A 15847-nucleotide genomic window follows, 5' to 3' on the forward strand; every position below is an offset into this window, starting at 1 on the left:
TCAATAATGAGTTGTCCAACTTTTTGGGGTCAGTACACTTGACAACCTCGCTTTTTAATTTCAAGGCTCGGGAAAAAAAGTCCACTGGACGTTTTTTATGCTATAATAATCCTAATATTTTGAAGATTTGGAGATTCTTATGAAAACACCTTTTATTTCTCGTCAAGAGTTGGATAAGATTACTGAGCAATTCCCAACGCCATTCCATCTTTATGATGAGAAGGGGATCCGTGAAAAGGCGCGTGCCTTAAACAAGGCGTTTTCATGGAACAAGGGTTTTAAAGAATACTTCGCTGTTAAAGCCACTCCGACACCAGCTATCTTGAAAATCCTTCAAGAGGAGAATTGTGGTGTGGATTGTGCGACGGGTATAGAACTCTTGATGAGTCATCAAATGGGATTTAAGGATATCATGTTCTCATCCAACAACACGCCTGCCTCTGAGTACCAATATGCCAAAGAAATCGGAGCGACGATCAATCTAGATGCTTATGAAATGATTGATTTTGTCAAAGAAACTGTCGGTTTACCAGAGACAGTATCGCTTCGCTACAATCCAGGAGGTGTTTTCTCACTTGGAACGGACATTATGGACAACCCTGAAGAATCTAAATTTGGCATGACGCGCGCCCAACTTATTCAAGGGTTTAAGGATTTGAAAGCAGAAGGCGTTAAGACATTTGGGATTCATTCCTTCTTAGCTTCAAATACCGTTACGAATGATTACTATCCAGAACTGGCGCGTCAGCTATTTACCCTAGCCGTGGAAATCCGTGATGAAGCAGACGTAGAACTCAGCTTTATCAACTTATCTGGTGGGATTGGTGTCAATTATCGCCCTGAGGAAGAAGCCAACGATATTGCAGTTATTGGTGAAGGTGTCCGTAAGGTTTATGAAGAAGTCTTGACACCTGCTGGTCTTGGAGATATTAAAATCTTTACAGAACTTGGACGCTTTATGTTGGCACCGCATGGTCTTTTGGTCACAAAAGTCTTACATCGCAAGAAAACCTATCGTGATTACGTTGGTGTGGATGCTTCAGCTGTTAATCTCTTACGCCCAGCCATGTATGGCTCCTATCACCACATCACCAATATCAGCAACCCTGATGGTCCTGTAGAAGTAGTTGATGTCGTTGGATCACTCTGCGAGAACAATGATAAATTTGCCAAACAACGTGAATTATCACAGGCACGTGTTGGAGATAGCTTAGTTATTCATGATACGGGTGCACATGGCTTCTCTATGGGTTATCAGTACAATGCACGCTTGCGTTCAGCAGAGATTCTCTATCAAGAAGATGGGAGTGCTCGTCTGATTCGTCGCGCAGAGACACCAGAAGATTACTTTGCGACGATTACGGGATTTGATTTTGATTAATAGTATAAAAAGGCTGGATTGCGGTCCAGTTTTTTCTTATAAAGGAGTTTTATGTTTGGTTTAGGAACACTTATTAACACAGGGGCGATTATCGCTGCTGGTATTATCGGTAGTCTTTTTGGGCATCATCTCAAGCAAAGACATCAAGAAACCGTCATGGTGGCTGCTGGGATTAGTGTCATGTTTATTGGTATTTCTGGTGCCATGGAGGGCATGCTTAGCCTCTCGGATGGGAAATTAAGCAGCGGTCAGGCTATGTTGCTTGTCTTGTCAATGACTATCGGAGGATTAATCGGAGAATGGTTAGGGATAGAAGATGAGTTTGAGCGTTTGGGTTATTGGCTTCAAGAGAAATCTGGTAATGCAAATGACAACCAGTTTGTTTCGGCTTTTGTGACTGCTTCGTTGACGGTTTGCATTGGTGCCATGGGTATTGTTGGTGCTATTCAAGATGGGATTCTTAGAGATCCTAGCATTTTGATTACAAAGGCTATCTTGGATTTTATTATCATCTTGGTTATGGCCTCTAGTTTAGGTAAAGGTGCTGGTTTTTCAGCTATCCCAGTTTTATGTTTTCAAGCCTTTATCACGCTTTTGGCGCAATTCATCAAACCCATGATGACGGAAGTAGCACTTGCTAACATCAGCTTAGTTGGCTCAGTCTTGATTTTTTGTGTAGGGTTAAACCTTGTTTTTGGACAAAAAGTCAGACTAGCTAATTTGTTACCAGCATTACTTATCGCGGTCTTGATAGCATCTATTTAAGTGTTTTGACATTTGTAAAGCGATAACTTTTCTGCTATAATAAGACGGTAAATAAGACTAGGAGAAATCAAAAATATGTCAACAGCATTATGGATTTTAATCGTTGTATTAGCAGCAATCGCAGGTGTATTTGGTGGTATTTTCATTGCCCGTAAACAAATCGAAAAAGAAATCGGTCAATACCCACGTTTGACACCAGATGCCATCCGCGAGATGATGAGCCAAATGGGTCAAAAACCAAACGAAGCGAAAGTACAACAAACTTACCGTAATATCGTTAAACAATCAAAAGCAGCCGCTGCTAAAAAGAATAAATAAGATTAAGAGGGGTTGGGAGCAGAGTTCTCAACCCTTTTTAGAAAGAAGAGACTATGGATAATCGTCCCATTGGTTTTTTAGATTCAGGTGTCGGAGGCTTGACAGTCGTTAGGGAATTGATGCGGCAGCTTCCTCACGAAGATATTATCTACATAGGTGACTCAGCTAGAGCACCTTATGGGCCACGACCTGCAGATCAGATTAGAGAGTATACCTGGCAACTGGTGAATTTTCTCTTGACGAAAAACGTCAAAATGATTGTCATTGCATGCAATACAGCGACAGCTGTAGCTTGGGAAGAAATCAAGGCGGCATTGGATATTCCTGTTTTAGGGGTTATTCTGCCAGGATCAAGCGCAGCGATTAAGACAACACAAAGTAAAAAAGTGGGTGTGATAGCGACTCCGATGACTGTGACATCAGATATTTACCAGCAAAAAGTTCAACTTTTGGATCCGCAAATAGAAGTTACTTCTATGGCTTGTCCCAAGTTTGTTCCCTTGGTTGAATCCAATGAAATAGGGTCAAGTATTGCTAAAAAGATTGTCTACGAGACATTAGAACCTTTGGTTGGGCAGGTAGACACTTTAATTTTGGGCTGTACTCACTATCCCTTGCTACGTCCCATTATTCAAAATGTCATGGGATCAGAAGTAAAGCTGATTGACAGCGGGGCGGAGACGGTTCGTGATATCTCGGTTTTACTTAATTATTTTGTAATCAATCGTAATCGAGAGGCAAAACAGCAACAGCATTGTTTCTATACAACAGCTGGTGTTGCTAGTTTTCAAGAAATTGCGGAAAGTTGGTTAGGGCAAAACATCCGTGTGGAGCATGTTAACTTAGAGGAGGCTTTGAATGACGCAACAGATTTATGAATATAAAGATGACCAAAACTGGTTTATTGGAGAAATGGTTGGGCATAACTCAATTGCTTGGCTTGGCAATGAGCACCAGATTGACGGTCCATTAGAGGAAATTAATCGTGTTATAGATAAAGCCGTTGGCATAGATGTTTTTTCTGAAGAAGAATGGAATCATCCAAGAGGCTATCGGTTAACAGTCGTTAAGTGTGTATCACACTTTAAACTCATAGACTTTATCCTAAAAATGGTCAATGAAAATCTAAATCGTCAACTAAAAGCTAAGCAACATAAAGAAGCTATTCTTATTATCGAAAAAGACCAACTCTTGACTGTTCATCTCCCTGATGGTGGTATTGAAGTGGATCACTTTTTTGGGACAGGCATGTCAGACTTTGGTGATAAGTTACTCATTGCTACGCATAATGAGGGCAAGGTCAAGGAGTTCCGTAAGATGTTTGCTTCTTTAGGGATCGAAGTGGAAAGTCTCAATGACTACCCTGACCTTCCTGAAGTCGAAGAGACCGGCATGACTTTCGAAGAGAATGCCCGTCTAAAAGCTGAGACCATTTCAAAATTAACTGGGCGTATGGTCTTAGCAGACGACTCAGGCTTGAAAGTAGATGCTTTGGGTGGTTTGCCAGGCGTTTGGTCAGCTCGTTTTTCAGCACCAGAACCAACGGATGCGAAAAACAATGCCAAACTCTTGCATGAGTTGGCTATGGTTCTTGAGCAAGAAGATCGTAGTGCACAATTTCATTCGACCTTGGTAGTAGCTGCACCAGATAAGGAAAGTCTTGTTGTTGCAGCCGACTGGCCAGGCTATATTGCCTTTGAACTCAAAGGAGAAGATGGCTTTGGTTATGATCCGCTTTTTCTTGTTGGGGAGACTGGTCGAACAGCTGCGCAGCTTAGTCCGGAAGAAAAAAATGCTATTTCTCACCGCGGTTTAGCGATGAAAAAATTGATGGAGGAATTTCCAACATGGCAGAACAAACACTAATTGTCATGAGTGATTCTCATGGAGATAAAACAGTCGTTGAAGAGATAAAAGCTCATTATCAGGGAAAAGTAGATGCTATTTTTCACAATGGCGATTCTGAATTGCCATCTGATGATTCTGTTTGGCAAGGGATACATGTTGTCAAAGGAAACTGCGACTATGATTCTGGCTATGCAGATGATAATGTTGTTAAGTTATCTGGTTTGACAGTAGCTCAGACGCACGGACACCTATACCATATTAACTTCATGTGGGATCGTTTGATTTACTTCGCTCAGCAAGCCCAAGCAGATATTTGCCTTTATGGTCATTTGCATCGTGCCGCAGCTTGGCAGGAAGAAGGCATTGTTTTCATCAATCCAGGTTCTGTTTTGCAGCCACGCGGTGATATCAACGAAAAACTCTATGCCAAGATTGTCGTATCAAGCAGCACTGTTACCGTTGATTTTTTAGATCTCCATCACCAAGTTTACCCAGGGTTATCACAGGAATTTACAAGATGATTGCAAAAGCGTTTGAAGATTTTTTATTAAACTATACGGAGCATTACTTGATTCCATCAAAGGACTTAGCTATTGTAGTTGATACGCATAATATGGACCATGTGCTTCTTTTGATGACGAGTAATGGTTATTCGCGTATTCCTGTTATCACAAAAGAGAAACATTATTGTGGAACGGTGTCGATTTCTGACATAATGCACTACCAAGGGGAACACAATTTAGCAGATTGGGAACTCTCGCAAACAGATGTGGCTGTAGCGGTCAATGATAAAGTCGAAACAATTTTATTAGATGCTTCCCTGACTGAAATCATGCATAAGCTTGTGGATAATCCGTTCTTGCCAGTTTTAGATAAAGATCAGCATTTTATGGGGATTATTACAAGGAAATCAATCCTAAAGGCTGTTAATGCCTTACTGCATGATTTTACAGAGGATTATGACATCATACCAAAAGAAAAACATGATAACTAAAGAGACCATTACCGCATTTTTAGCTGAAAAAAACATCTCAGCTGCCTCTCAACAATCCTATTCTTATGATTTAAGGCAGTTTTTGGACTTAGTAGAAAGTCACATCAATGATGCCAGTTTACTTTATTATCAAGAATTTTTGAAATCCTTAAAAGTTAGTGCCCAGAAGCGTAAACAGTCCTCGGTCAATCAATTTTTACTCTATCTCTACGAAGCAGGTCATCTTGATCGCTATCACCGTTTGAAAAGGGTGAAACAGGTTTCGCCAGAATCGAAGTCTTTTCAAGACTGTGATTTGACTTTTTTGACGGCAGAAACGGATTATACGCAAGGTCGCTTAATCGCATCATTGTTAGCTCTGATGGGCGTGACAATGAAAGAAATGGCGGAACTTAAGGGAGATATGATTGACATTGAGTTTAAGGTTTTAAAGGTTGAAAAAGAAGGACAAGTTCGGATTTTGCAGTTGCCACCACTGATTGTGCAGCAACTTCCGCAAGTATCTGACGAGGGCTATCTCTTTGATAACAAGGGGAAGACTTATTCCCGTCAGTGGTTTTTTTTACAGTTGAAAGCTTATTTAGAGAGTCTTGAGTTAGGCCATCTAACTGCTCAAGACTTGCGGCATCAGTATATTTTAAATCAAATAGCTTTAGGAAAATCAGCGACAGAGATTGCGAAACAGCTAGGGCTAAAATCAACACAAACCCTTGAGAAATATTTCAAATAATGGATATAAAATTAAAAGATTTTGAAGGTCCTCTTGATTTACTTTTGCACTTGGTGTCAAAGTATGAAGTGGATATTTATGATGTGCCTTTAGTCGAGGTTATCGAGCAATATTTGGCCTATTTAGCAACACTTCAGGCTATGAAGTTGGAAGTGGCTGGTGAGTATATGGTCATGGCTAGCCAGCTCATGCTAATCAAGAGCCGTAAACTGTTACCAAAAATAGTAGAAGAAAGTCCTCTTGAAGAGGATCTTGAAATGGAACTCCTCTCGCAAATCGAAGAATACAAGCGTTTCAAGGTCATCTCGCAAGAGCTAGATCAACAGCACCAAGAGCGTGCCAAGTTATTTTCTAAAGCTAAGACAGAAATTGTGTCTGAAGATGTGACCTTAAAAGAAGATAAGACGACCTTGGATCTCTATCTTGCTTTTTCTAAGATTATGGCTCAAAAGCAAGTAGCATTCAACCAGGAACATACCACTATCGCAGCAGACGATTATCGTATTGAAGATATGATGGTTTTTGTTGAAGACCAACTTGAAGTAGGAAAGTCTAAGTCTATGCGACAATTATTTCAAGAAGTTGAGAGTAAGGAGCAGATGATTACGATCTTTTTAGCGATTTTAGAATTAGTTAAACGGCAAGTCGTGCGTGTTCAGCAAGAGGCTAATTTCTCAGACGTTACCTTGAAAAGGGAGGCAACATGACAACCTTATCACAAATTGAAGCCCTTCTTTTTGTAGCTGGAGAGGAGGGATTATCCATCCGTCAATTAGCAGAACTATTAGAACTACCACCATCAGGCATACAACAGTCTATGGAAAAATTAGTTGAGAAATATGAAGATGATCAGAATTCTGCCCTAACCATTTTAGAGTCAGCTAATACTTATAAATTGGTTACTAAAGAGCATTATGCAGAACTCCTGAAGTCATATGCTCATACTCCTGTTAACCAGAGCTTGTCTCGAGCAAGTCTTGAGACGCTATCTATAATTGCCTACAAGCAGCCCATTACTCGTATTGAGGTTGATGAGATTCGTGGGGTTAATTCAAGTGGGGCTATCGGCAAACTGCAGGCCTTTGGCTTGGTTTCAGAGGTTGGAAAGAAGGAAGTTCTTGGACGCCCAAATCTATATGCGACAACAGATTACTTTTTAGATTACATGGGGATCAATAGTCTCGATGAACTGGTTGACGTCTCAGCTATTGACATCAAAGAAGAAGAGGTGGCATTGTTTGCGGATGTTCCCTCTCTAGAAGAATAAGGAAAATAAGATGAGAATTAACAAATATATTGCCCACGCAGGTGTGGCAAGCCGTCGTAAGGCGGAAGAATTAATCAAAAAAGGTTTGGTTACGATTAATGGAAAGACGGTCACCGAGTTGGCAACAACGGTTAAATCAGGTGACCTAGTTGAAGTCGAAGGTAGTCCGATTTATAATGAAGAAAAAGTTTACTATCTCTTAAATAAACCACGTGGGGTGATTTCAAGTGTGTCAGATGAAAGAGGTCGTCAGACGGTTGTTGATTTGTTACCACAAGTTAAGGAAAGAATTTATCCTGTAGGTCGTTTAGACTGGGATACTTCTGGATTACTGTTATTGACAAATGATGGTGATTTCACGGATAAGATGATTCATCCTCGTAATGAGATTGATAAGGTTTATGTAGCGCGCGTGAAAGGAATTGCGACCAAGGAGAATCTCCGTCCCTTAACTCGTGGTGTTGTGATTGATGGCAAGAAGACCAAGCCAGCTCGCTACAATATTATCAAAGTTGAAGCTGATAAAAATCGTTCTGTTGTTGAGTTGATTATCCATGAAGGGCGTAATCATCAGGTCAAAAAGATGTTTGAATCAGTTGGGTTACTCGTTGATAAATTATCAAGGACACGCTTTGGGACACTTGATTTAACAGGTCTTCGTCCAGGAGAATCTCGCCGATTGAATAAAAAAGAAGTGAGTCAGCTCCATAATATGGCTGTCAATAAAACCAAATGAAACACTTATTGATAGCATCAGTTCGTTGGTATCAAAAATACCTGTCACCTTTAACACCGAGTTCTTGTCGCTTTAGACCGACTTGTTCCCAATACATGATTGAGGCTGTTGATAAGCATGGCCTAAAAGGAGTCATTATGGGCTTGGCTAGAATAGCGCGGTGTCATCCACTGTCTAAAAGAGGTCTTGATCCTGTCCCAGATCATTTTTCATTGAGGAGAAATCGTCAGTCTTGTCATCAAGAATCAGCAATGGGTAACAAAGAGATGACTAAATAGAAACTAAAAAAACGAGCAAAGAGGAAGATCCCATAAGGGGTATTCCTCTTTGCTCGTTTTTAGATGACTTTTAGGGGGATATCTAGTTGATAAGCGATATCAATTGAGTGTGTCGAGTTATGGTGTATCTGTAGGAATAGCACTGTTTGACTCTGGGGCTTCAACAGCTGGGGCATAAGCCTCCGGTTGATAAGTTGGTTCTAAAACTTCGACGTACTCTACGGTTTCAGTAGCCTGTGTAGGTTCAGCAGGAGGTGTGGGTTCCACAACAGAGGCTTGAATATTCAAAGCGGCTCGGAGGTCATCAATACGTTTTTGTAGAGCTGTTTTTTTATCACCATCCTTTAGTTGATTAACATCTGCTTGAGCCGTTTCAATATCCGCTGCTAACAAGGTGCTTTCAGCCGTTGTAACAGCAGTTTCAGCTAACTCTTCTTGTGTCAAGTTTGCTTCGATAGTATTGATTTGCTCTTGTAGCTGCTTTTTTAAATCGCCATTTGGCAATTTATTAACGGCTTCTTTGGCTTTTTTTAAAGTATCCTGGTTAGGGTTTTCTTCTAATGCCTTGATTGCTTTCTCTGCAGCTTCTTTGAGCTTAGTAGCTTCCGAGGAGCTAGAATGGCTGACTTGGGTAACTTCTTGTTCTTGTCGTGAACGGCTTGTCATGGTGTAGACAGTACCAGTAATGACAAGCAATACGATAGATAAAATAAGAAAGAGAAATTCGCTTTTTGATTTAAACATGTGGTATCCTTTGCATCAACTTATTCTCTAACTATTATAAATCACATTCTTTAAAATGCAAATCGAAAGGGTAAATTTTCAAAGTAAGTTCCACCGTACCTAAGGGTGGAACTTAGTCTAATAAAAACCGCTAAAACCAGTGGAAATCCGTGTCAGGGTAAGTTCCACTGGTTTTTATAATGGTCGATTTTATAGTTTTCTGAGCCTTATTTTTCCTGAAAAAGGGTACACAAAATCCCCTCATCTGAAAGCATTTCAGATGAGGGGATTTTTAAAAGTTAGTTATTAGTTGTTATGTTCTAGTAGTTGTGGTGATTGACAGACGTCTTCTACTGGGGTTTGCGAAATACCGAGCAGTTTAGGCAGTTCCTGGCCGTAAGTGAAAGCGAAGAGATCGTAAGCCGATTTACCATTCAGAGAAGCTCTCTTAACGCTGTTAACGTGCGAACAGACGAGATTGATGTCTTCCTGAGTGAGCTGATCAAAAGAGGTTCCTTTGGGCAGAATATCCCGAATCAGCGTGTGATTCTTCTCAATCCGTCCTTTCTGAGCAGAGCGATTAGGATCACCGAAAAAAAGCTTAGATTGGCCCCTGACATCAATCTCAATAACGTCTACTCTAGCAAACTCACCACCGTTGTCTGTGATGATGATAGGGAAACGGTCAAAGAAGTCCATATTAGCCTCGTAACAGTCCTGTTTGATAGCTTGAATGTGTTTAGCGACTTCTGTGGCTGTCTTATTATCCAAAAGCCGTGCAAAGATGAAGTTACAGAAAGAGAGGTTATAAAGGTCAGTAGGACTTTCCGCCAATCTTACCGATGACAGTATCCATCTCTAACCAAGAGTTTAAATTGTTCTTGAGAATATAACTTTGGAAGTCTTAATAAGTCCTCCCTTCTTTCAATACTTTAGGAATTGAAGGTAGTTGTGCTTTTCGTCTTGGTTTAAACTTTACAGCTCTCGCGAGGTCAATAGACGATACGGAGAGATCACCTTTTCTGATGTGACGGTAGACGGTTGAGGAACTGACGTCAAGATCATGTGTTTTAAGGATATGGTAAATGTGTTGTCCCTTTTTCACGTCATCTGAGATCACTTTCTCCATCTCCCAGAACCTCTCGGCATTAAGAGGTGTTCCTTCACGAGACTCGACGAGTGTCTGTTCATATTGCTTTTGATCTTGTTTGGCGAGGTAAAAGATTTTCTTGTAGCCACAGTTTTGTCTTCGCTTAGGACAACCATTACAGACAAAAGGTGAGGTGCTTTATCAAGAAGAGGACAAGGCAGTCCATCACTAGTAGAAGCTCTAATTTGTCTGTTACGTTTGACTTTTTTAGAAACCGTTGTAGGGTCTTTTAGGATGGTCTCGCCGATAGCTTTAAAGGTTTTACCACTATCTAAACCTAATTGAATATCGTTACGGTCTAAGAGATTAAGGTGTTTGTATTTAGTCATGATAAGAACTCCTATCAAACTCAAACGTCTCAGACTTAATTCCACCATAAAAATCCATTTTAGGCTAACTTCCACTTTAATTTACGAAATGGAACTTACCTTGAGAAATTTCCTGCAAATCGAAAGGAAAGATTTCTAAAAAAAATCCTTGTGCCCTTTATCATATTCTATTAAAATAGAAGTGTTGTCTAGTAGACAAAATAAAAAAGTTTGGGGATAAACATATGTCTATCAACTGGCAAGAGATTGTCTTTACTTTTCTAGGTGGTCTGGGCCTCTTCCTTTTCAGTATCAAATATATGGGAGACGGTTTACAGCAGGCTGCGGGAGATAAATTACGTTATTATATTGACAAATACACTAGTAATCCGTTTTTAGGAGTGCTGATTGGGATTGTTATTACTGGTCTCATTCAGTCTAGTTCAGGAGTAACTGCGATTGCCGTTGGCTTGGTATCTGCAGGTCTCTTGGGACTTAGACAAGCTATTGGTATCGTGATGGGTGCCAATATCGGAACGACCGTGACCTCTGTCCTGATTGGTTTTAAGTTAGGCGACTATGGACTGCCTATTTTGTTTGTTGGTGCGGTATTATTCTTATTTGTGAGAAATCGTAAATTTAACAATTTAGGAAAAATTCTTTTCGGTCTAGGTGGTCTCTTCTTCGCTTTAAATCTCATGGGAGATGCAATGGCACCTTTGAAGGATATTCAAGCCTTTAGAGATTATATGGTTGGCTTAAGTGATAGCCCTATTCAAGGTGTTTTTATTGGAACAGTTTTGACGGTTCTTATTCAATCGTCATCAGCTACAATAGGGATTTTACAAAGTCTTTATGCTGGTGGTTTAGTTGATTTACAGGGAGCTTTACCAATTCTTTTTGGAGATAATATCGGGACGACCATTACAGCCGTTTTGGCAGCTTTAGGGTCAAACATTGCGGCTAAACGTGTGGCTGGAGCTCATGTAATGTTCAATGTTATTGGTACTGTTATCTGTTTAATTCTTTTGGCACCTTTTACACACTTGGTCGAATGGTTCCAAGGGAACTTAGGGTTAACAAAAGAGATGACGATTGCCTTTGCCCATGGTACCTTTAACATTACTAATACAGTAACTCAATTTCCGTTTATTGGTGCCTTAGCTTATATTGTAACGAAAATCATTCCAGGTGAGGATGAAGTAGTTAAATATGAAGCTCTTTATCTTGATCGCGGCCTTATCACATCGGCACCATCTATCGCTCTTGGAAATGCTAAACGTGAATTGGTTCATCTTGCTTCCTACGCTGTTCAAGCTTTAGAAGCCTCATATGCTTACATCTCTTCATCAGATAGCAAGTATGCTACTAAAGTAGAGAAATACGAAAATGCTGTCAACACGATTGATGAAGAATTGACGATCTATCTCATTGATATCTCAAATGAGGCTCTCAATGAGAGTGAAAATGAAGTGCTCGCCAGTTCTCTAGATTCTTCTCGTGATCTAGAACGTATCGCTGACCATGCTAATGAATTGGCGCAATTAACGACAGAAATATTGTCTAAGAATGTTATTTTCTCGGAGGAAGCACAGGCTGAGCTCAAGAAAATGTATACCATGACGCACCGTTTGGTTTTAGATAGTATTCGTGTCATTGTTGACCATGATAAGGTTCTCGCTGGAGAACTTTTGGAACGCCACAAAGAGATTGCAAAATTGGAACGTCAATACCGCCGTGTTCATACCAAGCGTCTGAATCGTGGAGAATGTTCAGCTCAAGCGGGTATTAGCTATGTTGATATCTTGTCTCATTACACTCGTATTTCAGATCATGGTATTAATTTAGTGGAGAAGGTTATCGAAGATGTTATTTAATAGAAAAGACCTTAGGGTCTTTTTTTTAAAAATTAATAGGCTCTTTTGGTATATACCAGTTGAAAAAATAATTTAAGAGCGTATAATAGGAGAAAAAGGACGAAAGCGAGAAAGATATGACCCAATATTTAAAAGCTGATCGATTTTATTTTGTGGATGGCGTTAAAGAAGGTGGCTACCTTGCTCTCTTGGATGGTCATTTTGGCCGATGGCAGAATGAGAAGCCGACTGATGGCGACATTTTAGACTACAGTGGTAAGCAAATAGCTCCTGGGTTGGTAGATACCCACATTCATGGTTATGCTGGTTGGGATGTGATGGATGCTTCTCCTGAAGGGATTCATGTCATGAGTGAAGGCCTTTTATCAACAGGAGTGACATCCTTCTTACCGACTACTTTGACTTCATCATCTGAATCTTTAGAAAAGGCAGCAGCAACTGTTGCTAGTGTTGCTGAGAAGGTTAAGGGAGCTAAAATTCAAGGCATCTACTTTGAAGGTCCTTATTTCACAGAAGAGTACAAAGGTGCCCAAAACCCAGACTATATGTTCGACCCTAGCTTAGAAGAATTTGCCAAGTGGCAAAAAGCGGCTCAAGGAAAGATTAAGAAAATTGCTTTAGCCCCAGAACGACAAGGGGTTGAAGAGTTTGTGTCAACTGTGACTCAGCAGGGAGTAACCGTTGCTTTGGGACATTCCAATGCCACTTACGAGAAGGCGAAAGCAGCAGTAGATGCTGGTGCCTCCGTCTGGGTTCATGCATACAATGGGATGAGGGGCTTGACACACCGTGAACCAGGGATGGTTGGTGCTGTTTATAATATTCCTGATACCTATGCTGAGCTCATTACAGACGGGTACCACGTGTCACCGGTAGCTAGTGAAATTCTCATGCGTGAGAAAGGACATGACCATGTAGCTTTGATTACAGACTGTATGCGAGCAGGCGGTCAGCCTGATGGGGATTATACATTAGGTGAATTCCCAGTTGTTGTTGAAAATGGGACAGCTCGTTTGAAAGACAGTGGCAATCTGGCTGGTTCTATTCTGAAACTCAAAGACGGTATTAAAAATGTGGTTGCTTGGGGGATTGCGACACCAGAAGAAGCGATTAAAATGGCTTCTTATGTACCAGCAAAATCCGTCGGAATTGATCATGTCTGTGGTCAATTAACAGAAGGCTACGCAGCTGACTTTATCGTCTTAGATGATGATTTAGAATTGGTCGCGACTTACTTGGATGGACAGAAAGTCTTTGAAATATAGCTTATAAGCTGGGGAAACCCAGCTTTTTATAGTCAATTCTAAAAAAGTATTTTGTAGTCTTTCTAATACCTATCGCTAAAAGAATAAAAATAGGATTTTAACAAGTAATAGAAAGATTATTATAAAAGTCTATATTAATTGCTCTAAAAATCTAGTTGTGATAGACTACTCTGAGATATTTAAAAAGAAGTTTTTGGAGGATATTATGGAATTTATCAAAACGCGTGCGGCAGTTGCTTGGGCACCAAATGAACCCTTGAAAATCGAAGAGTTAGACCTCATGATGCCACAAAAAGGCGAAGTCATGGTCCGTATCACAGCAACAGGTGTCTGTCATACAGATGCCTACACTTTATCTGGTAAAGACTCTGAGGGAGTTTTCCCATGTGTCTTAGGCCATGAAGGTGCTGGAATCGTTGAAGCCATCGGTGAAGGGGTCGAAGGTTTTGAAATCGGCGACCATGTTATTCCACTTTACACAGCAGAATGTGGGAAATGTAAATTCTGTTTGTCTGGCAAAACAAACCTCTGTTCATCAGTTCGTGAGACGCAGGGCCGTGGCGTTATGCCTGACGGAACAGTTCGTTTCTTTAAAGACGGTCAACCTATCTACCACTACATGGGAACATCAACCTTTGCTGAACATACAGTTGTTTCAGAACATTCCTTGGTAAAAATTCAAGAGGATGCGCCATTGGAAGAAGTTTGCTTACTAGGTTGCGGTGTGACAACTGGTATGGGTGCGGTGAAAAATACGGCTAAGGTTGAAGAAGGCTCTACCGTAGCGATTTTTGGTCTTGGTGGTATCGGACTTGCTGCTATTATTGGTGCTCGTATGGCCAAAGCAAGTCGTATTATTGCTATTGATACGAATCCGGAGAAATTCGACAAAGCTAAAGAGCTTGGGGCAACAGATTTTGTCAACCCAGCTGATTTCGATAAGCCAATCCAGGAAGTGATTATTGAAATGACTGACGGTGGGGTAGATTATTCCTTTGAATGTATCGGTAATGTTGAGGTGATGCGTGCTGCCTTGGAATGCTGTCACAAAGGATGGGGTGAAAGTATCATTATCGGTGTAGCGCCACAAGGTGCTGAAATCAACACCCGTCCTTTCCAATTGGTTACTGGTCGTGTTTGGCGTGGGTCTGCCTTTGGTGGTGTCAAAGGTAAAACGCAACTCCCTGGTATTGTTAAAGATTACATGGATGGCGAGTTTGCCCTTTCTGACTTTATCACACACACCATGCCACTAGAACAAATCAATGAAGCCTTTGACCTTATGCACGAAGGCAAATCAATCCGTACGGTTATTCATTACTAAGAGGTTGCTATGAAAGAACTTTCTAAAAATAAAATGTTTGGTGGTTGGCATAAACGCTTTAGTCATCAATCAACGTCAACTGGCACCGAAATGACCTTTGCCATTTATCTTCCCCCTCAAGTGGAAAAAGAGGAAAAAGTTCCTGTTCTTTATTTCTTATCAGGATTGACCTGCACGGATGAAAACTTTTCGACCAAATCAGGAGCGCAACAATATGCTGCTAAGTATGGTATGGCTCTGGTCATGCCTGATACCTCTCCTCGAGGGAAAGGTGTTGCTGATGATAAAGCTTATGATCTGGGACAGGGGGCTGGTTTTTATCTCAATGCGACAGAGCAACCTTGGGCTGAACATTATCGCATGTACGATTATGTGGTGGAAGAATTGCCTGTGCTGATTGAGGAAAATTTTCCTGTGACTGATAAGCGTTCGATTTTTGGGCATAGTATGGGTGGTCATGGGGCACTTCAAATTGGTTTGAAAAATTATGAGCAATACCAATCGATTTCTGCCTTTTCCCCAATCGTTAATCCTAGTCAGGTGCCTTGGGGTCAAAAAGCTTTTACGGCTTATCTTGGAACTGACCAAGCAGCTTGGGGTGCGTATGACAGCACTCTTTTACTAAGTCAAGTTGACAAGGCTCGTCCGATTTTGATTGATCAAGGCTTGGCTGATGGTTTCTATCAAGAGCAGTTGCAACCAGAATCCTTTAGCAAAGCTGCATCAGAAAATAAGATTGATGTTCAACTCAACCTTCATGAAGGTTATGACCATTCTTACTATTTTATCGCTAGCTTTGTTGAGGAACATATGGCTTTTCATGCCAAACACTTAGGTATTTTGTAAAAAGATTAGACAAGGTTGACCTCGTTTGCTATAATAA

At 40.7% G+C, this 15847-nt stretch carries 17 protein-coding genes and 1 pseudogene; 16 read left to right on the forward strand and 2 right to left on the reverse strand.

Going from position 1 to position 15847, the window contains the following annotated elements:
• Positions 1-139 precede the first annotated feature (139 nt).
• The 12 genes from ACMZ6U_RS02085 (at position 140) to yidD (ending at position 8317) form a co-directional block, all read left to right on the forward strand.
• Complete coding sequence (locus ACMZ6U_RS02085; RefSeq protein ID WP_416105997.1) at positions 140-1381, forward strand: diaminopimelate decarboxylase; 1242 nt, start codon at positions 140-142, stop codon at positions 1379-1381.
• 51 nt (positions 1382-1432) lie between these two features.
• On the forward strand, positions 1433-2146 hold the full coding sequence (locus tag ACMZ6U_RS02090; protein ID WP_416105998.1) for a DUF554 domain-containing protein: 714 nt from the start codon (positions 1433-1435) through the stop codon (positions 2144-2146).
• Between the two features lie 75 nt (positions 2147-2221).
• The gene (locus ACMZ6U_RS02095; RefSeq protein WP_104967264.1) at positions 2222-2464 is read left to right on the forward strand and encodes a YneF family protein; all 243 of its coding nucleotides are present in this window, start codon (positions 2222-2224) and stop codon (positions 2462-2464) included.
• A gap of 53 nt (positions 2465-2517) precedes the next feature.
• Entirely contained in the window at positions 2518-3342 is an 825-nt protein-coding gene (gene racE / locus ACMZ6U_RS02100) for a glutamate racemase (RefSeq protein WP_416105999.1), read from the forward strand.
• Positions 3323-4330: a nucleoside-triphosphate diphosphatase gene (locus ACMZ6U_RS02105; protein ID WP_416106000.1), complete on the forward strand. Its 1008-nt coding sequence runs from the start codon at positions 3323-3325 to the stop codon at positions 4328-4330. Before racE ends, ACMZ6U_RS02105 begins: the two co-directional genes overlap by 20 nt.
• Positions 4312-4833, forward strand: coding sequence for a metallophosphoesterase (locus ACMZ6U_RS02110; RefSeq protein ID WP_104967267.1), 522 nt, complete (start codon positions 4312-4314; stop codon positions 4831-4833). The genes ACMZ6U_RS02105 and ACMZ6U_RS02110 overlap by 19 nt, the downstream gene beginning before the upstream one ends.
• Positions 4830-5306, forward strand: a complete 477-nt coding sequence (gene cbpB, locus ACMZ6U_RS02115) for a cyclic-di-AMP-binding protein CbpB (protein ID WP_416106001.1) — start codon at positions 4830-4832, stop codon at positions 5304-5306. The genes ACMZ6U_RS02110 and cbpB overlap by 4 nt, the downstream gene beginning before the upstream one ends.
• Entirely contained in the window at positions 5296-6036 is a 741-nt protein-coding gene (gene xerD, locus ACMZ6U_RS02120; RefSeq protein ID WP_416106002.1) for a site-specific tyrosine recombinase XerD, read from the forward strand. The genes cbpB and xerD overlap by 11 nt, the downstream gene beginning before the upstream one ends.
• Positions 6036-6743, forward strand: a complete 708-nt coding sequence (locus ACMZ6U_RS02125) for a segregation/condensation protein A (protein WP_416106003.1) — start codon at positions 6036-6038, stop codon at positions 6741-6743. The genes xerD and ACMZ6U_RS02125 overlap by 1 nt, the downstream gene beginning before the upstream one ends.
• Positions 6740-7303: an SMC-Scp complex subunit ScpB gene (scpB, locus tag ACMZ6U_RS02130; protein ID WP_416106004.1), complete on the forward strand. Its 564-nt coding sequence runs from the start codon at positions 6740-6742 to the stop codon at positions 7301-7303. The genes ACMZ6U_RS02125 and scpB overlap by 4 nt, the downstream gene beginning before the upstream one ends.
• A 10-nt stretch (positions 7304-7313) precedes the next feature.
• Positions 7314-8039: a pseudouridine synthase gene (locus ACMZ6U_RS02135; protein ID WP_416106005.1), complete on the forward strand. Its 726-nt coding sequence runs from the start codon at positions 7314-7316 to the stop codon at positions 8037-8039.
• Complete coding sequence (gene yidD, locus ACMZ6U_RS02140) at positions 8036-8317, forward strand: membrane protein insertion efficiency factor YidD (protein WP_416106006.1); 282 nt, start codon at positions 8036-8038, stop codon at positions 8315-8317. Before ACMZ6U_RS02135 ends, yidD begins: the two co-directional genes overlap by 4 nt.
• Positions 8318-8434: 117 nt before the next feature.
• Here yidD and ACMZ6U_RS02145 read toward each other — a convergent pair whose 3' ends face one another.
• On the reverse strand, positions 8435-9061 hold the full coding sequence (locus ACMZ6U_RS02145) for a hypothetical protein (RefSeq protein ID WP_416106007.1): 627 nt from the start codon (positions 9059-9061) through the stop codon (positions 8435-8437).
• A 285-nt stretch (positions 9062-9346) separates the two neighbouring features.
• A pseudogene (locus tag ACMZ6U_RS02150) lies at positions 9347-10519 on the reverse strand (IS30 family transposase).
• Between the two features lie 224 nt (positions 10520-10743).
• Here ACMZ6U_RS02150 and ACMZ6U_RS02155 point away from each other — a divergent pair.
• From ACMZ6U_RS02155 to fghA, 4 genes are all read left to right on the forward strand, one after another.
• Complete coding sequence (locus ACMZ6U_RS02155) at positions 10744-12375, forward strand: Na/Pi cotransporter family protein (RefSeq protein WP_416106008.1); 1632 nt, start codon at positions 10744-10746, stop codon at positions 12373-12375.
• Positions 12376-12491: 116 nt separating this feature from the next.
• Positions 12492-13640, forward strand: a complete 1149-nt coding sequence (gene nagA / locus ACMZ6U_RS02160; RefSeq protein WP_416106009.1) for an N-acetylglucosamine-6-phosphate deacetylase — start codon at positions 12492-12494, stop codon at positions 13638-13640.
• Positions 13641-13845: 205 nt separating this feature from the next.
• Positions 13846-14964 carry an S-(hydroxymethyl)glutathione dehydrogenase/class III alcohol dehydrogenase gene (locus tag ACMZ6U_RS02165; protein ID WP_416106010.1) on the forward strand — a complete coding sequence of 373 codons (1119 nt, stop codon included), beginning with the start codon at positions 13846-13848 and terminating at the stop codon, positions 14962-14964.
• Between the two features lie 9 nt (positions 14965-14973).
• Entirely contained in the window at positions 14974-15810 is an 837-nt protein-coding gene (fghA, locus tag ACMZ6U_RS02170; protein ID WP_416106011.1) for an S-formylglutathione hydrolase, read from the forward strand.
• The last annotated feature ends 37 nt before the right edge of the window (positions 15811-15847 follow it).

The sequence above is a fragment of the Streptococcus pluranimalium genome (assembly GCF_047785745.1).
In the GTDB taxonomy this organism is placed as follows: Bacteria; Bacillota; Bacilli; order Lactobacillales; family Streptococcaceae; genus Streptococcus; species Streptococcus pluranimalium_B.